The sequence below is a fragment of the Bradyrhizobium sp. LB14.3 genome, assembly GCF_040547985.1.
GTDB lineage: Bacteria > Pseudomonadota > Alphaproteobacteria > Rhizobiales > Xanthobacteraceae > Bradyrhizobium.
The window spans coordinates 82,927-107,168 of the sequence record NZ_JBEPQT010000004.1 but is presented as its reverse complement, the minus strand read 5'-3'; the positions used below and the strand labels follow the sequence as shown (position 1 = coordinate 107,168).

The following is a 24,242-nucleotide window of genomic DNA, read 5'->3' as shown; positions in this document are numbered from 1 at the left end:
GATTGCGTCTTGTCTCTTGTACCGTCACCCGAGGAGGTCGTCGAGATCATAGCGGTCGCGCACATAGCCGCGCAATTTGGTGCCCGCGCGTCGATCCTCCACATTCGTCCAGCCTTGCTTGCGCAGCGCAGCGCCGACGCCCTTTGCGTCGTTCTGGCGGCTCGACGGGAGGCAGGTGGTTACATACTTCGCGGAAACCCAAATCTCGGACTCAGTGACGAACGCGGATGGAATTGCATGGTCACCAACCGTCAGAAGCTTGCCGTCGTTGTGATTTGCAATCGAAACGCCAGCGCCGTTTGGTGCGATTTTCGTATGTAGCATCTTCAGCACGGAGGCGTTGAGGTCGGAGAGCGCATCGGCAAGCGGGTCCGTCACCTCGCGTTGAGCTGCTTCGTCGCGGGCTGCGGCTTCGAGCTTGGGCCTGAGATAAAGAGGCATGTCGAGATCATAGTTGGCCATGGCTTCAGCGAACAACTGATCACGGTCGCACTCCAGCGCTTCGACATCGATATCGCCGATTAGAACTGGCCACCATCTGCGCTGATCGCCGACGTTGAGATATTCAATAAGATCACCGCCGGCCGTGGTGTTGAACGTGCCGATGAAGACGCAGGATCGAGGCTGCACTTCTTCGAAACGACCATAGGCAGGGCGAGCGCGGTCCTCCTGCTTTGTGATGAAATTTTTGATCGCGAATTGATCCGCCTTGCGCATGCCGGCGAGCTCAGCCATCTCATAGAACCAAACGCCGCGTGTCAGCTCTTGCTGCTTCCGCTCGTCAACTGCGAGAATAGGTGAGTCCGAAAAGTTATCGTTGCACCCACGGCGGCCATTGGCGAGCACCTGCACGACGCTCGACTTGCCCTTGCCTTCGGGTCCCTCTAACACAAGCACATGGTCGAATTTGCAGCCGGGCTTCATGATGCGCGCGACGGCGGCGGTCAAAACGATCTCGCCTTGCGCCCGCACAAGCGGGGTATCCTTTACACCGAGATATCGGGTCAGCCATGTGTCAAGGCGTGGCCTGCCATCCCATCGAAGGCGCGTCAAATAATCGAGGATTGGATTGAAGCGGTTCTCCTCGCATTCGCGCAGAACTGCCTGATAAGTCGCCTCCGTCCCGGGATCGTAATCGAGGTGTGACCACGAAAGCTCCCGAACCTTGCGCGTCACAGCGTCCGAGAGTTCGCCGTGAAAGCCGGATAGGTTCGTGCCGTCGATCATCTTGCGATTGTGGAAAACATCGTATCGGCAATCGAGCCCCAGCTCTTCGATGACTTTGAGGGCGTTCATCATGCTGTTTTTGGCGGGCGCGTTACGCCCGACGACCTCAGGCCAAATGACGTCCTTGCGTTCCAACGGGATCAGGCGCGTCCCATTTGAAGCGGCTGGCATGATGGCTGTGTCGACGATCGTCGCGACGTCGGTTTTCTTGCTTTTGTGCTTGCTCATGAGGGAGGTGCTCTTATTTGGGCCTGCGGCGGAAGGCTTTTCCGCGGAGAGTGACGATGTTCTTGCCGGCGCGTTCGTCGGTTTCAGCCCGCCGTCGCGCTTGTCGGTATTTAAGCTGCGCAACTTCAAATGCGCAGCGGGCAACCTGAAGCCCCGCTCTCGCATCGCAGAGTTCCCGCGCGGTCGACGCCTCATCGAACCGGCATAGAGCATCGGTGATCTCGGAGCGCAGCCGCTGCCCGTCGCGCCATGACGGCGCGCACTTTGCGGTTTCCAATTTCTTCATCCGAAACCATGCGCGGTCGCGCACCGCGACAAGATAGTCAGCCTCGGCGTCGCCGCGCGCAATCGACCACGGCGGAGCGCTCTCGAATTCGTCGAGAGTGTCACCGAGGCGAGCAATCTGAGCCGCGCGCAATGGCTTTGGCGGAACATGCTCCGGAGGAAGGGACCACGTGCGTTCGTCGCGTAGGATCGAATCATTAAGCATCGGCGGTGCTCCGGGGTGCGGCCGGAGGGACGGCACGGGTTGCTTTGCGAGCGGCTGAGATTTTGGCGCGGCGCTCTTCATCGGCGCCGTAGGCGCGGCAGGTCAGCACGCGACGATCGCGCTGCATGATTTTGCGCAGGGCGGTTTCTTTTCGAGATGCAATTGACTGGGGAATCGGGACGTGAGAATGCATAGATGCACCGCTCCTTTCGGTGTCGCGCACAGGACCCGGCAAGGTCGCTGATGCACTCTTTCAAAGCCCCGCCGGGGTCGTAGCCGGCGGGGCTTTCTATTTTCAGGCCGCTCGGACTCGCGGCGGCGGCGGTGGGCGTGTCTTCCAGAAGTCCGACCGGCCTTACGCTGGGTGGGACCGATGGCTCCTCAGCGGAGCCCGCTAAGTCTTCGCGAGGCCATTATCGATTCTGCCCCCTGTTCCGTCCGGTCGTATGAGGCGCCCGCGCCCAAATGCGGGGTGCGTCCTCAGGTTTCGGACGCGCGACTGCTGGAGCGTTGGCTTCAGCCTCTTCCCATGCCGCTGCCAGCCGCGGCAGCCACGGCTTGGTCCCCTCGCTCAGACGCTTGCTCAACCAGTCGAGGGCCTGCTCCTCGGACGGGAGCGAAACCGTCCCCATTGCGCCGGCGAATTCGCCCGCATTCGAGAAGATCAGCTCGCCCGTGCCTTCATCGCACTCAACGAAGACAACGAGACGACCAATCGATCCGGTCGCGCGATCCGCCTCTTCCTCGACATTGAGGAAGGCGCCGCTCGGTGAGCGCTGGGGCACCACCAATGCACCACCGGCCGCCGTTGCATTGGCTTCGTTGAAATCTTCGGCGGGACCGACAAGCTCATCGAAAAAATCGCTCACAGCACTTTGGCTCCGCCCGGCTTGGGGTGATCGGCTCCAACACCATCCTCAAAATTGTCGGCGGCACCTGCCGGTCGCACTGGCGCGGCACGCGTGGCACCGGGGCCGGCCTTGAGGCGGGCCAGCAGCTCACGTTGCAGTGGCGAGAGTGGCTGCGGCGGCGCGACAGGCTCGGCCGGTTGCGGCGCGACGACATACTCAGGCTTGATCAGCGGCGCGTCATCAACGCTCTTTGCGCTTTCGTCACCCAGCAGCTCGGAGAGATCGTCTTCAACTCGAAACGATGGTGGCGCAAGAGCCGTCGCCTCTAAGACTTCCACAGGCACAGGCGCCCTTGGCTTCGCATAGCGATGCTCGACCACCTTCACACCGGTCGATTTCGAATTGATCTCGACGGTCGACTTATTGCCCCACGTCTTAGGAAATTCGGCGGCGAGCAGAGCGAGTACGCCTTGAACGCTTGGTTCATGGTGGATCATCTCTGGAATAAAGTCGCCATTGGCGTCCCGGAGATAGCGGGTCGTGATGCCAAAAACTTCTAGGTCTTGGTCCGAAAATTGATCGAGGGCAGGATCGCGACGAAATACTTGGCGTCCCTGGAATTTGGCGGGCTCATCTGTGCCGTGCAACAGCCGATGCCGGAACTGTTCGAGGATCGTGAAGCTAACAAGTCGTTGAGCCTGCTTCACTGCCTGATGCAGCGGCATCCTCTCGCCGTTGTACTCTACTTCATACCCCGGCTCGCCTCGGCCCGAGGCTGACAACCATCCCCACACTGCCGCTTTAGAGCAAGCGACGGCTCTCGCTGCGGCAGCGATCGAGCCAGTCTCGGCAATTGCGTCAATCAATTCCGCAAAGAACTCTGGGTTGCGTTTTGTCACCGGATCAGACCTCGCGCGCGGGGACGCGTAGAGCCGGTGACATCGTGGCTCTTTCGTGTTGCGCCGGCCATAACTTCATCGAGCCGACTCCGATAGACCGGCGCGATTGGCCTGGCGACATTCCCGCTCTTTGCGTGTTCGGCGGTTCGTCGGAGATGTTCGCGATAGGCCTCATCGGGCGGAAGAGGAGCCGCGACCTTCTGCCACGCCATGACGGCCTCGGCATAGGCGGCGCGCGCGGCCTTCACTTTGACCCTGATTGCGCTAAGGCGAGCGCGCTGCTCCGCAACGGCCAACTCAGCTTTGCCAATTTCGAGCTGGTGATTGATAGCTTGCTTCGCTGCCGCCGAATTGCGTGCTTGCGCCTTGCCTCGCAAACGCCTCGTCGCTCGCACAGCTTCGCGATCAACCTTGCGGCCAACGATCGACTGCACAGCGGCCAATGCGGGTTCTCCTTCAGCCGTCCAATGGGAGTCGTTGCTATCGTCGAGATTGGAGAGATCAAGATCGGACATATGATGGTTTCCTCAGTGGGTGGTAGGCCAGACGCGAGGAAGGTCACGCCCGGCCTTCCGAAGTGCTGCGCATGGCGATGCTTGGACACCATCCGCAGCGAGGGGAGATTTCACGAGGCCATGGATTGAGCGGCAATCACCTTGCGTAGTTCAGCGGCATGGTCAGTCTGCGGCTGTGCATCTTGAGCCGCGATCAGCTTTTCGTCCCACACGTTGAGGAGACGGCGGAGCTCCCGCTCAGCCTCGATCTCCTCCGCTTCCGCGGCTTCGCAGGCGAGGCCGGCTTCCAGCAACGCAGTGAGCGCGTCGCGCGCGGGTTCGTCCAAACCCATTAGTTCGGCTTCGGTGAAGTCGCGGCGAAGCCGACTAGCTGTCTCGTCGAATGGATTGAGCATGGGATTTCCTTTCGGAGGTGGCGGGGCGCGGTGGCGTATCACGGGCGAGCCGGCGACGTGGCAGCAGGCGCGACTTCCCGCTTCTGATCAATCCTGCAATCCTGCGGATTCGATCTGATGACGTTCACGTGTGCTTTCCGTTCCGATCCGGAGTGCATCGATCGCGATCGAAATGTTCGCTGGGGGGATCGGTCAACTAATGGGCGGCCTATCGTCATGTTACGCACTCACATCATCCAGAGACCGAAATCAGCGCTGCTCTCGCACGCTGATCCGGCCATGCCCCGGCCTTGGACCACCCTCGTCTCGTCGGGACGCGGCAAACTTCAAAGGCGTCGCGATTTCGCAGTTCCGGGGGCCGCGCGACCTACCAGCCTAGCCCTCACGCAGTTTCTATCTGCGAATATGCATGGCCGTGAGCCTACGTTGTTGGCCGCGTTGCACCGATATAGCTGCCAGCAGCCTTTGCGATCGCTGTCGCTTTGTCCATACCGAGTGACTTCACGACTTCGCCCTGCTTGGTAAGATTCCAACCCGTCGGAGACCATGGATTGTTGCTCGCGTTCTTCAGGACCTTAGCTTGCTCGACAGTGGCCCCTGTTTGCGGCTCAGGACGCGTTCCGTTCTTGATTGGCGTCGCGCCCCACTGAAGCATCAGCTGATTGAACTGCACCTCGCCAACTTCACGGAAGAGTTTAGATCTGGCGTCGATGTTGACCCGAGACTTCGATCCGCCGGCGAAAGAGGCATCGACCTTGTCGATCACTTCATCAGGCAAGAACCAATGCGGCCGATGAATTTTCTGTTTAGCCGCCCACTCCTCGATCGTCTCGCCTGTCTCCATGTGGATCAAATCGTTGTCGACAAGCTTGAAGGATTTCGCGAAATGCTCGACAGCTTCTTTCTTGGCAGGGGGAACCCAGCCGTGCTGGATACCCAAGCGATCCAATTCGAGTTCAGCGCTGCGGTAGATGAATTCACGCGGCATTGTTGCCATCCTTCGGTGCGCGCGGTTTGCGTCGCCGCGGTTGGGGCCATGTCCGGACCCAGGCTTCCAAATCTGATACGAGCAGCCGCACGCTAGCGCCGAGCTGATAAGTCAACAGCTCTCGGCTTTTGATCGCGTGTGCAATTTTGCGGCGATCAATATCGAGTAACTTCGACGCGGTCTGTTGCGAGACAGCGATGGGCTTCGTTGATTGTTCGATCATGACACCAGCATAGCAGAATTCGGAGATTCCGACCACTAGCGTTTTCGGTCAGCGGTTTGTGCGCGGTCTGACCATGTATCGTGTGCATTTTACGCAGAAAAATGAGGGTTATTCGGACAACGCTGCCTGCGGAGAGCGCCCGACATTGCGGTCGGTGAAGCCGGGAGTGCAACGATAGCCAAAGGTCGAAGTCGGTACGATCCAGAGACCGACAACTTCCCCCACGAGCTGGCCGAACCTGCGGTCCAGCATTCTTGCGCTCGGCCGTTGAGAGGAATCGCGCGTCAGGTGAGCACTTGCAATCTGCTTGGGGCCAAGAGCAGAAGGGGCGGATTGACGCCAGATGGTCCGCTAACGACCTTGACCGGACATCCAACTTTGCATGCAAACATCCGCTTTCGAGACCGTCGACGGATTTAGACCGGATTGGTTCGGCTACAGATTGGCGCGCGGGTGAAAACTCTTCGCTTCGAATGGTTCGGTGAATTGGTCGATTATCGCAGTCCCAAAAAAGTATTCTTCGTTGTACCACCGGCGATGTTTTGACACGCCATCCAGCGCAAACCTATAAGCCAGCTGACGTTCTAAATCAGAAAAACCAGCAGTCACCATTTCGATCGTGGGCATCCAATCATAGAGGTACCGACACTCGTCCACGATCGTCATATCCAGGAACATTGGCGTGTCCTTCGCCTGATAGCGCCATCGCCGCGTCGTTTCGACATTGACGTGGTAAGGCACAGCAACCTGCCGGAACAACAGCTCCACGATCTGGTGTTCTAGGACGAGGTCACAGAACTGATGGTAATTCTGAAATTGGTGTTCATCGACCACTTTGGCGAGAGGATCGGCTAGAAGAGCACCATGCCTGTCAGCCAGCATCGAAAATGTTAGTTCGCAGACGTTCTTGATTAGCTCGTCTTTTTGTCCATCCGTTCGAAGCTGGGAAAGGAATAGATCAGCAAAGGCGGCGAAATCCGCGTCCAGGTTCACCCATTGAGGGTAATTCTCATCCTTGGCGTTTGTTTTCCGGTCTAATGCGGCAAATGACCAGAGAACCGGATATTGGCCCGCATCCGCGATAACATTGCCACCGCCAAATTCTTCCGTAAAGTGAAAAGCCGTCTCAACGAGTGCCTTGCTCTGAGTGTCCGTCATCTTCTTAAAAAAATTCGCGTAGGTTCTGCTGTTTTTTGGGAGCCGGCTATAGGGCGAAATGAAGCTAGCGTGATCCAGCAATACGCGCGTTACAAACTGACCGTAATAAAGCTCGAGATCGGCAGAGACTATCGATAGCCATTCTTCGAACTCGTATCCCTGTGCAATTGGACCTTCCGTGGTCGTGCTGTTATCCTCTTCAAGAAACTCTTTTGGGTAGAGATAGCACGCGACCAATTTTGCCATCAGGACACGGCCGGCAGGATCACCTGCCTCTGTAGGGAGGGACACGTTCGTGATGAGTGCTCCAGGCGAATTTAGGGCATGACGCGCCAATACCCTCGAGATCGCGAGCAAAGTCTTTTGCTTCTTGTTTCGACTCGGCAAAGGCCCGCAGAAATCGAGGTAGATGATATCGAATCGCATCGGCGAAGCTTCGAGAAACGTATCGACCCCCCCGTTTATGATCTTGATGAAAGGGAATTCTGATGCGAGCGCTGAGGCCACTGCCATTTCGTGAATATCGGCGTCGGATTCAAAGGCCCAGATATTTTCTGGAAGAATGCCAGCCAGGCAGAACACACGAAGGTCGTTCTCCGGGTTTGGGCCACACAGATAAGCCACTTTGAGATTCTTTGCGTCTCTCGCCTGCGTGACGGAGTCGTAAAACGCCTCCCACCGGTCTATCGTCTCGTCAGTCAACTCTGCGGCAGCCTCAGCGTCATCGTCTCCGCGTGCCACGAGGGTGTCGCGTACTTCGCGGACATAAGTTCGGCGGCACAAAGTGGCGTTAGTACGGTCCACCGTCAGTGCGCGGATCGCACTTTCGATCACCTGCGTGCGAGCCAGCACCTTTTTAGGCTCCGCGTATTCACTTATTGAGCCGGCCTGATGCATTATCCGTTCCTGACGATGAACATGGTCCATATCAGTTTTGCGTCCCGTTGTCAGGACGCGTTTGGGCTGCTGAGCGCCAGAAGCTGACGAGCCTATAGGTCAAACACCGACGATTTATTGAGCGCGAGGTGCTTCCGGAAACGCAAGAAGCAGACGTTCAGTGTTACGGTGCGTGAAACCGTCCGTACATGCCGTTCTTCGAGTGTGGCGCGAGACGCAGCCGCCGCGCTGCCGGAGCTATTATATTTCGGCCTCATCTGCGCGCATGAACTGAAGCGCCATGTGGTGAGCCGCAAAGCCGATGGCCCCGACAAACGGGACGAAGACTGCACACGTGATGATTGAGGCATGTGCGGTCAGCAGCAAGAAAAACGCTCCCGAGCCCCACGCGATGCCTACCAACGCGCAAACGAAAGTGCGATCCTCTTCCTTGAGGCGCGAGATTACTACGAACAACACGGTCAGGCCGATACAGATTATTAGCGCTGCGTCCCAGCCCCAGTGGTACCAGACGATCGAACAAACCAGCATGATTTCGGCAAACAGTAAATTCGCATCGGACGATCTGCCCCGGCGCACGTATCGAGCGGCCATTTAATCCCTCGCAGGTTGTGAAGACAGACTTGCACGGATTGTCACCAACACAAGCGGAACTCGTTCCAGCGGTTAGCGTTCGGTTGCGGAGGGGTCAGCAATGCACCGACTGCCGCCGGCCTAGCTGCTTCAGCGTCGCAAGACGGCGCTTCCGGGGTTGCTGGCACTTCGTGCAGACGAGCCGGCCGGCGGGATGGTGCACGAAGGTCGTCGCGGGCCGCTTAAGTACGGCGAGTTCGACGGTGTGCGGCGTCCGGCAACGTGAGCACTCCGGGATCGGAATCCGCCGTTGAGGGCCTGCGCGATGTACGGGCTCGGGTGGACGGGTCGTCGCTTGCCCACATACGTTCGTTCCACGACTGGCACGAGAGATTGTCGGGCTCACAAATCAGCGCTAGTCCCTGCTCGCGCAGTTCCGCCGATCGCTGGGCATAGATTGTCGTCATGGCTTCCGAGCGCCGCAGCTCTTTGGCGTAGGCCTTGCGGTCGCCGCCGGACAGCAGAGGGGTGTGACGATTCGGAGCCATGGAAGCAGTCAGGGTAGCTCGGCCCGGTGGATATTGCGGCAAAGCTGGGGGCTCTGACGCTGTCGAGTTTCAATTTCTGTCGCACCTGTCTCGGGTGTCGCAGCTTCTTCCCTACTTACCCCCAAGTCCGTTGGACCCTCTAGAGGAGGAAGCTGAGACAGGTGAGACAACTGCGACAAGGAGGGGTGAATAAAACAAAACTTCCGCCGGAATTGGACGGTATTGTCCGGGAAGATGGCTTCGAAGCCCTGCCGAATGGCGTCCTAAGGGGGCGTTAACCATTCTTATTAACCTTGCCGTGTGTCAGACACAATTTATGGCTTCTAGCGCGCGGTGACACAAGATATATGGATCTGCGGGCGCTAACCTTAACTTTTATGCCTAACTCGCGATCTCGCCACCCATGGCCTCCGAATAATTTTAATCAAATGCCCCGCTTCGGCAGATCCGCACGGCGCCTCCCCTTCGGGATAGTCGAGGTCTGGCATGATCGTTCGTATACACACGACCTCAACCGGCGCGAGCGTTAACGAATCCCTAATGCGCCGGGCACATGGCTTGGGCTGTTTCGGCAGAGCTATGCATTTGCCCACCAAACAGGCTGGCACGCGGCTTGCGCGAGCCCGAAAAGATTCCATAACGGGTACTATGCGAAACCGCTTAACCACGTTCGGGCATGCTGCCTTGGCCTTGGGCATGATCGTGGTGAAGGAAGCGTTGACGCGAATGAAAGCGATGTCCATCAGCGTCAGCTGACCATGCCGGCTCGCCAAGGCGGATTCGGAGCTACGGAAATCAGCGAGATAGGCTATGGGGTGAGTCCGCTTTGAGCAGGCTCTCCGGCAAACGTGATGTGCCCTAGCGTAAGCTCTCGATTTCTCGAGAATGTCCAATTCTGAACAAAAAAAAGAAAGCGCAAAAATCTCGAAATCCGGAAGCACGAGACCCGTTGAGCCACGGTGGCTCGATTTGTCGTCAAGAATTGGTTAACCGTTTCGAAGGAGGGTTTCGCTAACCTCCGGCCGTCCGGGGGGAAGTTGTAATGAACGAGTGGGGCTTCGCGGCCGAAGTAAGCAAGTGGTGGGAACAGGCAGCGGCCGCTAATCCGGTTTGGCGATTCCACAAGGTCCAAGTCGAGAAGGACGTGCCGGGCGGCAGGCGGCGAAGCGACTTAGTGGTCATCGGTGACTCGCCGGCCTTGTGTGGTGAAATTCGCTTACCCGATCACCAAAACCCCTCGCCGCTGGACTTCGACAACCTGCGTGACGCCGTCGACAAGGCGCATTCTCATGGCTGCCGTTGGGCGTTCACGTCCGATGCAAAGTCACTGTTCCTCATAGACACCCTTCAGACCGGCTCTCTCATAACCAAGATTGTCCACAAGGAAGTCTTGGGGGAAGCCTTTAGACGTGAGGACCTCGACGATCCGCACGTTCTTCAGAAGATGTCCAAGGCCTGGATCACGGCGTTTCAAGATATTGCCCCCATCGTCGCCGGCTTAACGAAGCCGGCAGGTATGGCGGCCGATGCTCTCTTTGTCGAAGTGCTTAGGGAGTTGATGTCGGCCCCGGTTGCGGCAATTCGCGACGCCCTTCATGCAAGACGCAATTCTGACATGAGTTTTCAGAACGAACTGATTGAGTGGATGGTTGATGAGCAGGGATGGGTGCATGACCCTTCGAGGTGGGACGAGGAGATCAATCGCGCTGCAAAATTAACGGCGTACGTGTTCGTTACGCGCCTCATGTTCTACGAGGCGCTGCGGCGCTCCAAGCCGCAGCTTGGATCTCTGTCGCTGCCGCCAGAGCCGAACAACAGCAGCAAGCTCGCAGCTCGGATGTTGACATTCCAGCTCGATGAGGCGCGTCGGCTGTCGGGCGACTATGACACGCTGTTCTCGTGGGATCGAGTCTCAGAGTATGCTCTGATAACAGACGCTTGCGTGCCGTTCTGGCGACGCATGATTCAACACATCGAGCATTTTGATCTCAGCACAATCGACCATGACATTCTTGGCCGGCTATTCGAAAGGCTCATCGAGCCGCACGAGCGTTATGAATGGGGACAACACTATACTTCATCCGACGTCGTCGATTTGATGCTGTCTTTTGCGCTGAAGGACGGTGTAGGAAACGTCCTCGACCCTGCCATCGGCGGTGGGACATTTCTGGTCCGCGCTTATGTCAGGAAAAAAGCGCTTCTGCCTGAGCAAACCCATCAGCAGCGGCTTGAACAGCTTTTTGGGACTGATGTATCCCGCTTTGCAGCGACGATTGCCACCGTCAATCTCGCAATCCGACAACTGGAATTTGAGAACAACTATCCACGCGTAGCGACCAAGAGCTTTTTTCGCACCGAACTCGGCGACGAGCTGATGCAGCTACCGCTTCAATCGGCGACTTCGGGCGTCCCCATCAAGAGTCCGGTCACTCTGCCAACCATGCGAGCGGTCGTCGGGAACCCGCCTTACGTACGCATTCATAAGTTAGGTCGAGACCGTCAAGCAGAGGCCGCCAGTATCCTCGGAAGAGGGGGGCTCGTGCGATCTCCCTCGAAGATGCCAAAGTCCGCTAATTATCATGTGTACTTTTGGCTTCACGGCGCGAAATTTCTTGAACCCGGCGGATATCTCGCTCTGCTCACGTCCGGCGAATGGTTGGATAGTGACTACGGGGTCGTTCTACAGGAATGGCTTCTGAACAATTTCAAGATCGAAGCCTTCATCGAAAGCGGAGCCGAGGCCTGGTTCTCCGAGGCGCGCGTCGGCACTGTCGTTACGATTGCAAAGCAATGCTCTGACGAAGCCGAGCGCGACAGCAATTTTGTGCGATTCATAACACTGCGGCGAACACTGCGATCGTTGATCGGGCTGCACGAATCTCTACGAGCGCACATAGATGCTGTCGACACGCTTCGGAACACGATCTTGGATCTGTCTGGTGACGGCGAATCTGACGAAATGGATTGGAGCGTAGTATCCCAGGCGGCGCTACGTTCCCTGGGTAGTAAAGTTGCGGCCAACGCGGAATGATCGGTCATGCATGACGATAAGCGGTCGACGAGCCTACTGTCTCCTGCCCATCCGCCCTACATCGGTGCGGCCTGGCGAGCCCGCTTCCTGCGGGCGCCTAAAGTCGGGTTGGAGCTAGCTGCGAGACCTGACTTTGTCCCGTTAGCTCAGCTAGCGACGATTAAGCTGGGCTTGAAAACAGGAGCCGACGGCTTTTTCTTCCTTGAAAGAATCGAGGACGCGTCCGAGGGCAAGCAATTGATATCTCGACGAGGGCTAGTGACGGTCGAGGGAATGGATGGATGGCGCGGAGAGGTATCAACCTCTGATTTGAAGCCGGCTGTCCTCAATCCCCATCAACTGTTCGTTGGGAGCGATAGGTCGTTCAGAATTCCGGAGGTCCCAAAACATTATTATATCTACCCGCGCGCTGGAAAGCTCCGCCATGGATTGGGCGAGTATGTGAAGCTAGGTGAACTTAAGGGAATTCACACAGGCGAACTGGTGAAGAGTAACGCGAGCGATGTCGGCTGGTATAGGCAGGTACGGGCGTTGGTCGCTGGTGAATGGGTATTGCCTTATAATTCGGCCTATGACTACGGCGCGTGGCACAATCCAAGCGGTGCAATTCTCAACGGTAGATTTGTTGGCGTAGAGCCGCATGATCAGCAGTCTAGCGAATTGTTGGGGGCTGTCTTGAACAGCACGTTCGCTGCTATTGGAAGATTGCTCGAGGGGGTCGCTACCGGCGTCGAAGGCGCGTTTGATGTTGGGCCACCCGCAGCCCGTCGCATCATGGTGCCTGACTTTCGGAGATTTAGCGATGTAGCTTCTAAGAAGATTCTGAAGGCGTTTGAATCTATTCGCAAAGGCGGGAAGTTGGTTCCCGCACCATCATCAGATGGCGTGGTGGGCCAGCTTCGGCGCGATCTGGACACGACCTTACTTGTCGGTCTGGGCTTGTCTGCGGGGCAGTCCGCTGCGCTATTGGAGCGGCTTTACACGAGTTATGGGCGATGGCGCGCTAGTATCGAAAATGTAGAAACGCAGATGCGCGCAAACCGTCGCCAAATGCATGCTACCGGTCAGACTCGCGATCAAAAGCCTGTTGAAGTTGCGGGCAAGCGCGTTTGGGAGGAAATCGAGCACGAAATTCGCCTGTATCCAAAGGACTTGTTGTCTAATGCAGAAGTAATGGAGGTGGTGAACGTACCTTCATCAGTAGGCTTGCCGGATACTGAACCTCTTTTCGATGGTGGTGTCATCCACCTCAAGAACAAGGTAGTCGATTTAGGAGCGTATGACCGTGTTCGTTATGTAGAGATGCTACGGGTGCTGGGAATTGTTGGGAGCATCGAGGTGCCTACCTCTACGGCCAGGGCACGGGCCATCTGTGACTTATTTGAAAAGGATCAGAAACGCTTCAGTGAACTGGCGTTAGCTCAGGCGGCAAAGTACATTTCGGGCGGAGATGCTGTCTCAGAGGTCGTTGAGGTTGCGCGGAAGCACTGGTATTCGGCTAGCCGCAAAAGCGCGCTGACCAAAAAAGTGAAAGAAAAAAGTCTTTCCAAGAAGCACAACTAACCGGCGCTTGCGATCAACGGCTGCTTGACGCCCAGCTTGAAAAGAAATGCCCAGTGCGCAGGGCGAACTGGGCGCCGCACGTCGATCCCATCGGCGAGCGCCAGATGGTACGCTCACATTGGCGCGGTGATTAGGCGATCATGGCGCGAACATATTCCATGGCGAAGGCGTCACTGTCGCTGCCCTGCCAATCGATCTCCATAGCGATCTGTTGAATGCGCCGCTCGCGCACCGCTTTATCTATCTCCCCACACCGTCAGCGTAGAACAGGCCGGAGCGGAGTCAAGCGAGAGCCAGCCCCAACTAAGGAAGCAGGGCCGGCCCCGGTCTTACGTCAGCGGCCCCAGTGAAGACGAGACGTTCGCCGCGCCCGGTACATAGCTTCGATGTCAGCGGCGATACGCTGGACGATCGAGCGCACGGCGGGGTCCGCATCTTCGATCATGCGGTTCAAGTGCCATTCGATCGCCGCGTCTTGGTCCTCCGGCAGCCGGTCGCCGTATCGGTGTTCTAGAAGCCCGACATGTTTCAGGACTGCGAGACGATCAATCGGCCGCCTATGTGCTTTATCGCTCATGCAGAACTCTCAAATCCGCGATGCGCTGCACCTCGGATCGAAAAACGAACCCGGCATATTCTGAGGCAATTTGCTTCGCTAGCGCGACTTGCTTGGGTCTGAGCGAGGTTGAGGCGAGAGCTCGATCAAGCTCCTCCTGAGACACACGCGGCTGATAGCATGGCCCGTCTTCCCCGACGCGGCCGAACATCAGTTGCGAGAACCAACACTTGCGATAAACCTCCTCGCGTTCGTCGCACACAACACGGTAGGGGTCGATCAGGATGACTGACATCACCGCCTCACTTCTCGTTTTCGGCGATGAATTTTTCGAGCGCCGCCGGGGTGACGGCAACGCGGCGCCCGATGCGAAGCACCTTCAGCTTGCGGCGCTGAATCAGACGACGGACAGTAAGAGGCGCGACACCTAGATAGTCGGCGACGCCTTCAACGGTGAGGCAGTTCTGGGGAAGTGGTTTGGGCATATAGGTCTCCCGTGGAGACCCTCGACAGCCAATGGTGAGCCTGTCGATTGCGCGAGGGATGCGCAGTGCCTATGCCGTCGCAGCGATGCCGCGTTGCCCGTTTAGGACCGGGCTGATGACCCTGCCCTACTCCCGGTCCTAAAGGCGGTCAATTCGGTTTAGAAAAGATTACCTGAGACCGCTCAGGATACGGTGGGGAATGAGACGGGGAAACGAAATTCCGAAATTGCGATTTGTGCTATAACAGTAGAGGTTTCTGCAATTCGACATGGACATGTAGTCCTCGCAAAGTCTGACGGACGCTAGATATGGTGTCGGCCGCACGCCGAATCACAATGATATATCAAAGACTTGCTAAAGTGTTCTTAATTTGTTCCACCGCCTCCACAGGGTCGGGGGGGGGGGGGGGGGGGGGGGGGGGGGGGGCCCCCCCCCCCGGCGCGGGGGCTAGACCCCCGAAGAACCCCCCCCCCAACACCGCCGCCCCCACCCCCCCCCCCAAAAAAAAATTATTAAAAAAATTATTTTTATTTTTTTTTTTATTTTTCACCACCCCCACCAGTGGGGGGCCGGGGCCCCGGCCGGCCTTCGCGGGCACGACACCAATTTCGGCGCAGTACACTTCCCCTCAATTCACCGCCGACATCAGCCTGTCCCCACACGCGCTCGCATAAAACTTGCCGCCGCATTGGCGCTTGATGGCGGCGCAGCGCGTGGCCGGGGATGCGTTTTGCGGGAGAGTGACGCCGCAATTCAGACCGTCGGCGCTGCGGCCCGTCTCGCCGGCGGCGAAGGCTGCGCCGGAGGCGGTGATGCAGACGACGAGGAAGGCGACCGCGGCGATTTCGATCAGCAGTCTCATCAGAGGCTTCATGGGACGTCTTCTCCACACTGATGGCTGAATCTGCCGCCATTCTAGCACCAAATCCACGTTTCCCCGTAGGCGTCCGGGTTCCCAAATCGGCCCGTTCCTTGCATAATTTTACGCCAGCGCAGTGCACGGCCGCGCCAGCGATGGTTCCGGTACGGTGCCAAGATGCGTAGGGTGAGTAGTAGTCTTTGGACCAGGAAGTGACGGCTTTGCAAGATTCATCGTTCCAGCCCAATTTTCCCGCACCCGCACCCGGCCAGCCCATCGACGAACTCGCACTGGCTGAGATCAAGGGCGCGATCCTGGCGAAGCTGCGCCTCGCCGTCGGCAAGGACGCGGGCATGGCGACCAAGCACGACTGGTACCAGGCCGCGGCGCTGGCGCTGCGCGACCGTATCGTGCATCGCTGGCTCAGCGCGGAGAAACGCAGCTACGATGCCGGGCGCAAGCGCGTCTATTATCTCTCGCTCGAATTTTTGATCGGCCGTCTCTTCACCGACGCGCTCAACAATATGGGGCTTCTCAAGATCTTCGAGGTCGCGCTCGGCGATCTCGGCGTATCGCTGCCGGAACTGCGCAAATGCGAGCCGGACGCCGCGCTCGGCAATGGCGGCCTTGGCCGCCTCGCCGCCTGCTTCATGGAAAGCATGGCGACGCTGTCGATCCCCGCGATCGGATACGGCATCCGTTATGATTACGGCCTGTTCCGCCAGATCATCAATCAGGGCTGGCAGCAGGAATATCCGGACGAATGGCTCGGCTTCGGCAACCCCTGGGAATTGCAGCGGCCGGAAGTGATCTATGACATCAATTTCGGCGGCGGCATCGAGCATGTCGACGACAAGGGCCGCGACCGCGCGATCTGGCATCCGTCCGAAACCGTGCAGGCGATCGCCTATGATACGCCGATCGTCGGCTGGCGCGGTCAGCACGTCAACGCGCTGCGACTGTGGTCGGCGCGCTCGCCCGATCCGTTGAAGCTCGACGCCTTCAACAAGGGCGACTATGTCAGCGCCACCGCCGAGCAATCGCGCGCGGAAGCGATCTGCAAATTCCTCTATCCGAACGACGAGAGTCCGGCGGGACGCGAGTTGCGGCTGCGCCAGGAATATTTCTTCGTCTCGGCTTCGCTGCAGGATCTGATCAAGCGGCATCTTGCGTCGGACGGCCAACTCCGCGGCCTGTCGAGCAAGGTCGCGGTGCAGCTCAACGACACCCATCCGAGCCTCGCCGTCACCGAGCTGATGCGCATCCTCGTCGACCTGCACAATTTCCGCTGGGACGAAGCCTGGAAGATCACGGTCGCTACGCTATCCTACACCAACCACACGCTGCTGCCCGAGGCGCTCGAGACCTGGCCGGTCGAGCTGTTCGAGCGGCTGCTGCCGCGGCATCTCGAGATCATCTACCGCATCAACGTGCAGCATCTCGCGCTCGCCGAAGCGCGCGCGCCCGGCGACATCGACTTCCGTGCCTCGGTCTCGCTGATTGACGAGAGGAGCGGGCGGCGCGTGCGCATGGGCCAGCTCGCCTTCGTCGGCTCGCACCGCATCAACGGCGTCTCGGCGATGCATTCGGACCTGATGCGCGAGACCGTGTTCCACGACCTCAACCATCTTTATCCCGGCCGCATCACCAACAAAACCAACGGCATCACCTTCCGCCGCTGGCTGATGCTGGCGAACCCGAAGCTGACAGATTTGTTGCGCGAGACCTGCGGCGACGCCGTGCTCGACGATCCTACCCAGCTCAGCCTGATCGAAGCCCGCGCCAGCGACGTCGAATTCCAGCGCAAATTCCGCGCGGTCAAGCTTCACAACAAGACCGCGCTCGCCCGCCTGATCGGCGAGCGGCTCGGCATCAAGGTTGATCCGACCGCGCTGTTCGACGTGCAGATCAAGCGCATCCACGAATACAAGCGCCAGCTTCTCAATGTGATCGAGACAGTCGCACTGTACCAGGCGATCAAGGACGACCCCAACGGCAACTGGGTGCCGCGGGTGAAGATCTTTGCGGGCAAGGCCGCGGCGAGCTATCGCTACGCCAAGCTGATCATCAAGCTGATCAACGACGTTGCGGAAGTCGTCAACAACGATCCTGCGATCGACGGCAAGCTCAAGGTCGTCTTCCTGCCGGACTACAATGTCAGCCTCGCCGAGGTGATCATTCCGGCGGCCGACCTGTCCGAGCAGATCTCGACTGCCGGCATGGAAGCCTCCGGCACCGGCAACATGAAGCTGTCGCTGAACGGTGCTCTCACCATCGGCACGCTCGACGGCGCCAACATCGAGATCCGCGACCATGTCGGCGCGGAGAACATCGCGATCTTCGGCATGGAAGCTGGCGACGTGATGATGCGGCGCAAGCAGGGGCTGGACGCCTCCGACGTGATCCGCAATTCGCCAAAGCTCCAGCGCGCCATCAATGCGATCGGCGCCGGCGAGTTCTCGCCCGGCGATCCCGGCCGCTTCGAATCCATCGCGCACGCGCTACGCTACCTTGACCATTATATGGTCAGCGCCGATTTCGATTCTTATTACGAGGCGCAGCGCAGCGTCGATGCGCGCTGGCAAGTGGCGCCGGCCTGGACGCGCGCCTCCATCCTCAACGTCGCGCGCATGGCGTGGTTCTCCTCCGATCGCACCATCCGCGAATATGCCGAGGAAATCTGGAATGTACCGGTCAATCCGATCACGCCGCCATTCCAGGACGCGGAGGACCAGCGCGGCGCGGCCGGCTGATTTTCCGCAGCGTGAAATCGGCTACTCCAGAGGTAATTGCACAGGCCAGCGACGGACGTGATATGACGTCCGTCATTGAGCGCCGGACATGACAATGCACGCCAAGCTTCCGCACCCTTTCGACGACGCCACCCGCATCACCGCGGGCGATAGCAGCTGGCAAGGGCACACCAGTGACGATTACTGGGCCTTCGTCGGCCCGTTCGGCGGCGTCACCGCGGCGACCATTTTGCGCGCGCTGATCGACCATCCGGAACGCGCCGGTGATCCGCTGGCGCTTACCGTCAATTACTGCGCGCCGATCGCGAAGGGGCCGTTTGATCTCGACCTGCGGCTAGTGAAGGCCAACCGCTCCAGCCAGCACTGGAGCGTCGAACTGTCGCAAGGCGGCGGCGAGGTCGCAACGCTCGCCACTGCCGTATTCGCCGAACGCCGGCCGTCCTGGGAGCACAGGGTGGCGCAATATCCTGACACTAAGCCGTTCGAAGAGACGCTGCCGTTCCCGAAGATCGCGGCGTCCTGGGCCAACCAGTATGAATTCCGGTTTGTCGAGGGCGAGATGAGGATCGGGCCGCCGCAGGCCGAGCTCGCCAGCACCTATTCAAAAATATGGATCGGCGACCGCACGCCACGCAAGCTCGACATGCCGTCGCTGATGTCGATGTCGGACGCCTTCTTCGGCCGCATCTTCCACGCGCGGCGCGAGCTGGTGCCGTTCGGCACGGTGTCGCTGACGACGTATTTTCACACTGACAGTGAAGAGCTCGCGGCCGAGGACATCACCCGTGTGCTCGCGACGGCCGACGCGAAGATTATGCACAAGAGCTACGCCGACCAGAACGCCGAGCTGTGGTCCCCGAACGGGCGACTGCTCGCGACGACAACGCAGATTGCGTATTTCAAGGCGTAGGCGCTTCCCGTCTCTCCTTGCGGGAGAGGGTGGCTCGTCGCGAAGCGACGAGACGGGTGAGAGGTTCTCTCCGCGAGCGCTTCCTTGCGGTTGAACGCGCGGAGAGAACCCCTCATCCGGCGCTTCGCGCCACCTTCTCCCGCAAGAGGGAAGGAAAGACAAAAGGGCGGCCTCGCGGCCGCCCTTTTGCGTTTCAAGCGGTGCGAGCTTACTCCGCCGCGAGCTTCACGTCCGGCGCAGCGGCGCGGACCTCGGCGTCGACCTGCGCTTCGAACTTGGCAAAGTTCTTCTGGAACATGCCGACCAGCGCACGGGCGGTCTTGTCGAACTCGTCCTTGTCCTTCCAGGTGTTGACCGGGTTGAGGATCTCGCTCGGCACGCCCGGCAGCGCGGTCGGGACCGCGAAGCCGAAATATTTGTCGGTGCGGAATTCGACGTTGCGAAGCGAGCCGTCGAGCGCGGCGGTGAGCAGCGCGCGCGTCACCTTGATCGGCATACGCGAGCCGGTGCCGTACTTGCCGCCGGTCCAGCCGGTGTTGACCAGCCAGCAGTCGACATTGTGCTGGGCGATCAGGTCGCGCAGCATGTTGCCGTAGACGCTGGGGTCGAGCGGCAGGAAGGGCGAACCGAAGCAGGTCGAGAATTCCGGCTGGGGCTCGTTGCCGAGACCGCGCTCGGTGCCGGCGACCTTGGCGGTGTAGCCCGACAGGAAGTGATACATCGCCTGCGCCGGCGACAGCTTGGCAATCGGCGGCAGCACGCCGAAGGCATCGGCGGCGAGCATCACCACGTTCTTCGGCTGCGGCGCGCGGCCGGTGCGCGAGGCGTTCGGGATGAATTCGAGCGGATAGGCCGAACGCGTGTTCTCGGTCTTGGAGCCGTCGTCGAAATCGACCACGCGAGTGTCTTCGTCGAGCACGCAGTTCTCGAGCACCGCGCCGAAGCGCGTCGAGGCCGCGTAGATCTCGGGCTCGGCTTCCTGCGACAGCTTGATGCACTTGGCATAGCAGCCGCCTTCGAAATTGAAGACACCGTTCGGGCCCCAGCCGTGCTCGTCGTCGCCGATCAGCGTGCGGTTGGGATCGGCGGACAGCGTGGTCTTGCCGGTGCCGGACAGGCCGAAGAAGATCGCGGCATCGCCCTTGGCGCCGACATTGGCCGAGCAATGCATCGGCATCACGCCACGCTCGGGCAGATAGTAGTTCAGCGTGGTGAAGACCGACTTCTTCATCTCGCCGGCATAATAAGACCCGCCGATCAGCACGATCTTGCGGGCGAAATCAATCGCGACGACGTTTTCCGACTTGCAGCCATGGCGCTTCGGATCGGCGCGGAAGCTCGGCATGTCGATGATGGTGAGCTCCGGCGTGAAGCTCGACAACTCGACCGCCTCGGGGCGGATCAGCAGCGTGCGGATGAACAGCGAATGCCAGGCGAGCTCGGTGAAGACGCGAGTCTTGATGCGGTAGGCCGGATCGGCGCCGCCGTAGAGGTCCTGCGCGAACAGCGACTTGCCTTCGGCGTGCTTGAGGAAGTCCTGGTAGAGCGTCTCGAACTGCTCTGCGGTGATCGACTGGTTGCCGGCCCACCACATCTTCTTGTCGGTGGTGGCGTCACGCACCGTGAACTTGTCCTTGGGGCTGCGGCCGGTGAACTCGCCGGTGTCGGCGCAGAGCGCGCCATCGGCCGACAGCACCGCCTCGCCCGCGGAGAGCGAGTATTGATAGAGTTGCGGCGCACCGAGGTTCCAGTGAACCTGCTTGAGATTCTTTAAACCGAATTTGTCGGCACCGAAGGCACCGTTGCGCACGCCCGTCTCTTGCACGAAAAATCCTCCTAGAACCCGCGACTCTCAGCGCGATCATGCTTTAGCGCCGTCGCGGTCACCGTGAATGATAGGCCATCCGGCCTCGGCTGCGCGACCTAATACTGATGAACGCTGGCGTTGCCAAGCTGATCCCGCAGGATTTGGTTTATTCAAGGACCGCACCAAACGCCGCGCATGTCAGCTCTGAGCAGGCGCATCAAAAAATCACGAATGATCGCGCAACCAAATGCACGTTTCGGCGTTTCCCAAGGTTATTGCGACGCACAAATGCCCAAGGACAGTTTCTCTGAGCAATTTCTAACGCCGTCCTATCGTGCCTCGCCTTCGCCGATGAGCGCGAACGGCCCCACATCGCGGGATAGGCATTGCGCGGTGACGAGGTGTCATCAACATAGGTTAACATCGCGCGGCGCAAAGCTTCGGCACGACCGATTTTTGGATCGTTTTTGAGCAGCTCGAAAGTCGTCGTGGTCAGGCGGGTGGCAGCTTCCGAATCCACCGCCCAATGCGAGACCAGCAGGGCGCGGGCGCCGGCATAGAAGAACGAGCGTGCCAGTCCCGACAGCGCCTCGGCGCCGGGCTTGTCGCCTGCGATGGTGTTGCAGGGCCGACAGTACAACCCAATCCGCATTGAGCTTGAGCTGGGCGACTTCACTCGCGGTAAGCAGACCGTCATCGAGCTCAGTGGGCTGATCGGGAATGGAGAGCGCGAGCGAGGGCTCACCCAGGCCTTTGATATCACCGGCAACGAGACCGTGGGTGGCAAAGTAGATGATGCCGTATTGAGCAAGCGCTGCACGCTTGAGCGTCGTCTCGCTGGCGTCGCGGCCGAGATGGATATCGGCCTCGGCAGCCCCGACATCCCTGGCCACCGCGTTCAACTCGTCGGCGGTATCCGGCAGTTGCGGCAACGCCTGCGCAAGCCGCGCGCGATCGACGCCGGCACCGCGCCAGAAGTCGGTATAGGCGATGGTCGCGATGCTGCGCGCGGCGGCCTTGCCGTTCGCGGCGCGCCGCTCGGCGGGCGCTTCAAGCGCAGGATTGAACACGGGATCGCCAAAGCCGGTCATCGGCTTCACGCCATGATCCCTCCGCGCGAAGGCGCGCAGCGATTTCAGGCTGACCACCGACGGCAGCACGGAGACGGCCTGACGCCGCAGCAGCCAGGCGGCGCCGCGATAGCCTTCGAGCACACCCAAGTTGTTCAACGCGGCGGAGAGTTCGCGACCGGTGTCGCTCTTCTCCAGGCTCGCGACCATGCCTTGCGCCAAAGGCAGTGCTTCCGAATATTTGCCGGCGCTCATGAGTGCGTTGATCCGCGTGCTCTCCGCGGCGAGACCTTTCTGGGCAAGGCCTTTCTGCGCAAAGCTTGGCGTGACAAGCGATGCGGTAATCGAGAGCGCCAAACCCGCAACCAGCGCCAGTCGATTATATCCTGCCATGAACAGCTCGCCGTCGCCTTCGGGTCGCGGCGATGGGCAGCAGCGTTCAAATTTTGGCGCTCTGGTCCGTCTTTGTGCGCGCTTCGCCAGCGAGGCGGACCAGCATCTTGCGCAGCGCCGTGCCATCAGCCACCCACTCCGGGAAGTCCAGCCGCAGCACGGTCTGGCCCTCCTGCATGTCGATGCCCTCAGGATCGCAACCGGTGCAGCGCCAGTCGCCCTCGGCCGCGTCGAGCAGTTTTGTTGCATAAAGGCCCATGGCGTCGCGGTGGTCGGCATTCATGTGCGCGACCGCTCCCTCCTCCGCCGCCAGCAAATCCTCGGCCCCGGTGAGGTCCGTGAGGAATTGCCCGGGCTTGAGATCGACGATGCGGCCGAAGCCGGCAACCAGATGGGTTCCCGTGGGCCGGATCCGGTAGAAGGAGAAATCCTTGAAGGAAACAAACGCTTCCGCAGAGGGATGGGCAGCGAGATACCGTCGCCGGAGCAGATCCTTGTCGGCATCGGCCTGCTCGGCGTGACCGGACAGCATGATCCGGGCGCCCTCCAGGGGATCGCCCGCCGCCCGCTCGTCCAGCATCAGGGAGACCCGGCTATCGGCCAGGATGTTCCTGGTGTGCACGGCCAATCCCGAGATCAGCAGGATGGGCGAGCCGTCCGGATGGCTGGCCAGATTGACCAGGGAACAATAGGGATCGCCGCTGCCGGCCATCAACGTTGCCAGGGCCCCCTGCCGCGACCGCCGCAGCAGCGATTTGGCGAGCTTTCCGGGGTCGAAATCGGAGGTCGGTTGCATCGGCTTTCTCGGCTCAGGTGGTTGCATGGAGTGCCATTTTTCGGGTAAACCGGGGCCTGGTTATGGGTCGAGATACGGCGAACCTGCCGTGTTTCGTGGAACTTGGTCACACTTCAGCCTAGCTTGCATTGCTCGGTAACAAGGTTCGACTGCCAAATCGGCACCCATCTATGCGGCGCACCACTGGATTGCTCGCCGTTTTAAGCCACGATTCAAACGGAAAGCAGAAAGCAGAGGCTCATGCCCACAATCGCTTTGGTCGACGACGACCGCAACATTCTCACATCCGTCTCGATCGCGTTGGAAGCCGAAGGCTACCGCATCATGACCTACACCGACGGCGCCTCCGCGCTTGACGGTTTCCGCACCACCCAACCCGATCTTGCCATCCTCGACATCAAGATGCCGCGCATGGACGGGATGGAGACGCTGCGCCGTCTCAGGCAGAAATCCGACCTGCCGGTGATCTTCCTGACTTCCAAGGACGAAGAGATCGACGAACTGTTCGGCCTCAAGATGGGCGCCGACGACTTCATCCGGAAGCCGTTCTCGCAGCGCCTGCTGGTCGAGCGCGTCAAGGCCGTGCTGCGCCGGTCGGCGCCGAAGGACCCGACCGTCACGCCGAAGGAGAACGACGCCAAGGCGCTCGACCGCGGCCTGCTGCGCATGGATCCGGAACGGCATACCTGCACCTGGAAGAACGAGCCGGTGACGCTGACCGTTACCGAATTTCTGATCCTGCAGGCGCTCGCGACCCGGCCCGGCGTGGTGAAGAGCCGCAACGCGCTGATGGACGCCGCCTATGACGATCAGGTCTATGTCGACGACCGCACCATCGACAGCCACATCAAGCGACTGCGCAAGAAGTTCAAGGTGGTCGACAACGAATTCGAGATGATCGAGACGCTCTATGGCGTCGGCTACCGCTTCAAGGAAGCCTGAGGCGCACGCGCCTTCACCAAAGACTGAGAGCATCGCCGGTTCTGATTCCATCACGACCGGGATGGCTCTAGGATGCGAGGACCTT

General features: G+C 59.7%; 21 protein-coding genes and 1 pseudogene. 5 read left to right on the top strand and 17 right to left on the bottom strand.

The features are described 5' to 3' along the window. Positions 1–24: 24 nt before the first annotated feature. From ABIB00_RS10595 to ABIB00_RS10550, 10 genes are all read right to left on the bottom strand, one after another. A complete protein-coding gene (locus tag ABIB00_RS10595; RefSeq protein ID WP_354104280.1) occupies positions 25–1,455 on the bottom strand; it encodes a VapE domain-containing protein in 1,431 nt (476 codons plus the stop codon). A 13-nt stretch (positions 1,456–1,468) separates the two neighbouring features. After that, positions 1,469–1,945, bottom strand: a complete 477-nt coding sequence (locus ABIB00_RS10590; protein ID WP_354104279.1) for a hypothetical protein — start codon at positions 1,943–1,945, stop codon at positions 1,469–1,471. Between the two features lie 413 nt (positions 1,946–2,358). Beyond that, the gene (locus tag ABIB00_RS10585) at positions 2,359–2,814 is read right to left on the bottom strand and encodes a hypothetical protein (protein ID WP_354104278.1); all 456 of its coding nucleotides are present in this window, start codon (positions 2,812–2,814) and stop codon (positions 2,359–2,361) included. Then, the gene (locus tag ABIB00_RS10580; protein ID WP_354104277.1) at positions 2,811–3,695 is read right to left on the bottom strand and encodes a hypothetical protein; all 885 of its coding nucleotides are present in this window, start codon (positions 3,693–3,695) and stop codon (positions 2,811–2,813) included. The genes ABIB00_RS10585 and ABIB00_RS10580 overlap by 4 nt, the downstream gene beginning before the upstream one ends. Continuing rightward, positions 3,692–4,210, bottom strand: coding sequence for a hypothetical protein (locus ABIB00_RS10575; protein WP_354104276.1), 519 nt, complete (start codon positions 4,208–4,210; stop codon positions 3,692–3,694). Before ABIB00_RS10575 ends, ABIB00_RS10580 begins: the two co-directional genes overlap by 4 nt. A 110-nt stretch (positions 4,211–4,320) precedes the next feature. Next, positions 4,321–4,605, bottom strand: coding sequence for a hypothetical protein (locus ABIB00_RS10570; protein ID WP_354104275.1), 285 nt, complete (start codon positions 4,603–4,605; stop codon positions 4,321–4,323). Between the two features lie 421 nt (positions 4,606–5,026). Beyond that, positions 5,027–5,593, bottom strand: coding sequence for a hypothetical protein (locus tag ABIB00_RS10565; protein WP_354104274.1), 567 nt, complete (start codon positions 5,591–5,593; stop codon positions 5,027–5,029). Further along, positions 5,583–5,816: a helix-turn-helix domain-containing protein gene (locus ABIB00_RS10560; protein ID WP_354104273.1), complete on the bottom strand. Its 234-nt coding sequence runs from the start codon at positions 5,814–5,816 to the stop codon at positions 5,583–5,585. Before ABIB00_RS10560 ends, ABIB00_RS10565 begins: the two co-directional genes overlap by 11 nt. A 435-nt stretch (positions 5,817–6,251) precedes the next feature. Next, positions 6,252–7,871: an SEN1985 family protein gene (locus ABIB00_RS10555; protein ID WP_354104272.1), complete on the bottom strand. Its 1,620-nt coding sequence runs from the start codon at positions 7,869–7,871 to the stop codon at positions 6,252–6,254. Between the two features lie 240 nt (positions 7,872–8,111). Beyond that, positions 8,112–8,465: a hypothetical protein gene (locus ABIB00_RS10550; protein WP_354104271.1), complete on the bottom strand. Its 354-nt coding sequence runs from the start codon at positions 8,463–8,465 to the stop codon at positions 8,112–8,114. Between the two features lie 1,569 nt (positions 8,466–10,034). On the opposite strand from ABIB00_RS10550, the gene ABIB00_RS10545 reads away from it, so the two are divergent. Beyond that, positions 10,035–12,023 (top strand): HsdM family class I SAM-dependent methyltransferase, encoded by a 1,989-nt coding sequence (locus ABIB00_RS10545; protein WP_354104270.1) that lies wholly within the window; start codon positions 10,035–10,037, stop codon positions 12,021–12,023. Between the two features lie 6 nt (positions 12,024–12,029). After that, positions 12,030–13,586: a hypothetical protein gene (locus ABIB00_RS10540; protein WP_354104269.1), complete on the top strand. Its 1,557-nt coding sequence runs from the start codon at positions 12,030–12,032 to the stop codon at positions 13,584–13,586. Positions 13,587–13,920: 334 nt separating this feature from the next. Here ABIB00_RS10540 and ABIB00_RS10535 read toward each other — a convergent pair whose 3' ends face one another. The 4 genes from ABIB00_RS10535 to ABIB00_RS10520 form a co-directional block, all read right to left on the bottom strand. Then, on the bottom strand, positions 13,921–14,163 hold the full coding sequence (locus tag ABIB00_RS10535; RefSeq protein ID WP_354104268.1) for a hypothetical protein: 243 nt from the start codon (positions 14,161–14,163) through the stop codon (positions 13,921–13,923). Next, entirely contained in the window at positions 14,153–14,437 is a 285-nt protein-coding gene (locus tag ABIB00_RS10530) for a hypothetical protein (RefSeq protein WP_354104267.1), read from the bottom strand. The genes ABIB00_RS10535 and ABIB00_RS10530 overlap by 11 nt, the downstream gene beginning before the upstream one ends. Before the next feature lie 7 nt (positions 14,438–14,444). Further along, positions 14,445–14,627 carry a helix-turn-helix domain-containing protein gene (locus ABIB00_RS10525; protein WP_354104266.1) on the bottom strand — a complete coding sequence of 61 codons (183 nt, stop codon included), beginning with the start codon at positions 14,625–14,627 and terminating at the stop codon, positions 14,445–14,447. Between the two features lie 628 nt (positions 14,628–15,255). Then, positions 15,256–15,501, bottom strand: a complete 246-nt coding sequence (locus tag ABIB00_RS10520) for a hypothetical protein (protein ID WP_354104265.1) — start codon at positions 15,499–15,501, stop codon at positions 15,256–15,258. Between the two features lie 206 nt (positions 15,502–15,707). Between ABIB00_RS10520 and ABIB00_RS10515 the strand changes: the two genes are divergently transcribed. Both ABIB00_RS10515 and ABIB00_RS10510 read left to right on the top strand, forming a co-directional pair. Beyond that, positions 15,708–18,239 (top strand): glycogen/starch/alpha-glucan phosphorylase, encoded by a 2,532-nt coding sequence (locus ABIB00_RS10515; protein ID WP_354104540.1) that lies wholly within the window; start codon positions 15,708–15,710, stop codon positions 18,237–18,239. Between the two features lie 94 nt (positions 18,240–18,333). After that, positions 18,334–19,149 carry an acyl-CoA thioesterase gene (locus tag ABIB00_RS10510; protein ID WP_354050285.1) on the top strand — a complete coding sequence of 272 codons (816 nt, stop codon included), beginning with the start codon at positions 18,334–18,336 and terminating at the stop codon, positions 19,147–19,149. 208 nt (positions 19,150–19,357) lie between these two features. Here the strand turns inward: ABIB00_RS10510 and ABIB00_RS10505 are convergent, their stop codons facing one another. From ABIB00_RS10505 to ABIB00_RS10495, 3 genes and pseudogenes are all read right to left on the bottom strand, one after another. Continuing rightward, positions 19,358–20,974, bottom strand: a complete 1,617-nt coding sequence (locus ABIB00_RS10505) for a phosphoenolpyruvate carboxykinase (protein WP_354104264.1) — start codon at positions 20,972–20,974, stop codon at positions 19,358–19,360. Positions 20,975–21,285: 311 nt separating this feature from the next. After that, positions 21,286–22,167, bottom strand: a pseudogene (locus tag ABIB00_RS10500) (CHAT domain-containing protein); the annotation flags it as partial. Positions 22,168–22,465: 298 nt separating this feature from the next. Beyond that, the gene (locus ABIB00_RS10495; protein WP_354104263.1) at positions 22,466–23,215 is read right to left on the bottom strand and encodes a HugZ family pyridoxamine 5'-phosphate oxidase; all 750 of its coding nucleotides are present in this window, start codon (positions 23,213–23,215) and stop codon (positions 22,466–22,468) included. A gap of 240 nt (positions 23,216–23,455) precedes the next feature. Between ABIB00_RS10495 and ABIB00_RS10490 the strand changes: the two genes are divergently transcribed. Further along, positions 23,456–24,157: a response regulator transcription factor gene (locus tag ABIB00_RS10490; RefSeq protein WP_007597749.1), complete on the top strand. Its 702-nt coding sequence runs from the start codon at positions 23,456–23,458 to the stop codon at positions 24,155–24,157. The last annotated feature ends 85 nt before the right edge of the window (positions 24,158–24,242 follow it).

Excerpts from the sequence above, each read along its gene's own strand:
- ABIB00_RS10595 (WP_354104280.1), bottom strand. The coding sequence starts at position 1,455 with ATGAGCAAGCACAAAAGCAAGAAAACCGACGTCGCGACGATCGTCGAC.
- ABIB00_RS10560 (WP_354104273.1), bottom strand. The coding sequence starts at position 5,816 with ATGATCGAACAATCAACGAAGCCCATCGCTGTCTCGCAACAGACCGCG.
- ABIB00_RS10570 (WP_354104275.1), bottom strand. The coding sequence starts at position 4,605 with ATGCTCAATCCATTCGACGAGACAGCTAGTCGGCTTCGCCGCGACTTC.
- ABIB00_RS10565 (WP_354104274.1), bottom strand. The coding sequence starts at position 5,593 with ATGCCGCGTGAATTCATCTACCGCAGCGCTGAACTCGAATTGGATCGC.
- ABIB00_RS10540 (WP_354104269.1), top strand. The coding sequence starts at position 12,030 with ATGCATGACGATAAGCGGTCGACGAGCCTACTGTCTCCTGCCCATCCG.
- ABIB00_RS10555 (WP_354104272.1), bottom strand. The coding sequence starts at position 7,871 with ATGCATCAGGCCGGCTCAATAAGTGAATACGCGGAGCCTAAAAAGGTG.
- ABIB00_RS10530 (WP_354104267.1), bottom strand. The coding sequence starts at position 14,437 with ATGTCAGTCATCCTGATCGACCCCTACCGTGTTGTGTGCGACGAACGC.
- ABIB00_RS10525 (WP_354104266.1), bottom strand. The coding sequence starts at position 14,627 with ATGCCCAAACCACTTCCCCAGAACTGCCTCACCGTTGAAGGCGTCGCC.
- ABIB00_RS10535 (WP_354104268.1), bottom strand. The coding sequence starts at position 14,163 with ATGAGCGATAAAGCACATAGGCGGCCGATTGATCGTCTCGCAGTCCTG.
- ABIB00_RS10490 (WP_007597749.1), top strand. The coding sequence starts at position 23,456 with ATGCCCACAATCGCTTTGGTCGACGACGACCGCAACATTCTCACATCC.
- ABIB00_RS10495 (WP_354104263.1), bottom strand. The coding sequence starts at position 23,215 with ATGCAACCGACCTCCGATTTCGACCCCGGAAAGCTCGCCAAATCGCTG.
- ABIB00_RS10590 (WP_354104279.1), bottom strand. The coding sequence starts at position 1,945 with ATGCTTAATGATTCGATCCTACGCGACGAACGCACGTGGTCCCTTCCT.
- ABIB00_RS10510 (WP_354050285.1), top strand. The coding sequence starts at position 18,334 with ATGCACGCCAAGCTTCCGCACCCTTTCGACGACGCCACCCGCATCACC.
- ABIB00_RS10575 (WP_354104276.1), bottom strand. The coding sequence starts at position 4,210 with ATGTCCGATCTTGATCTCTCCAATCTCGACGATAGCAACGACTCCCAT.
- ABIB00_RS10550 (WP_354104271.1), bottom strand. The coding sequence starts at position 8,465 with ATGGCCGCTCGATACGTGCGCCGGGGCAGATCGTCCGATGCGAATTTA.
- ABIB00_RS10545 (WP_354104270.1), top strand. The coding sequence starts at position 10,035 with ATGAACGAGTGGGGCTTCGCGGCCGAAGTAAGCAAGTGGTGGGAACAG.
- ABIB00_RS10520 (WP_354104265.1), bottom strand. The coding sequence starts at position 15,501 with ATGAAGCCTCTGATGAGACTGCTGATCGAAATCGCCGCGGTCGCCTTC.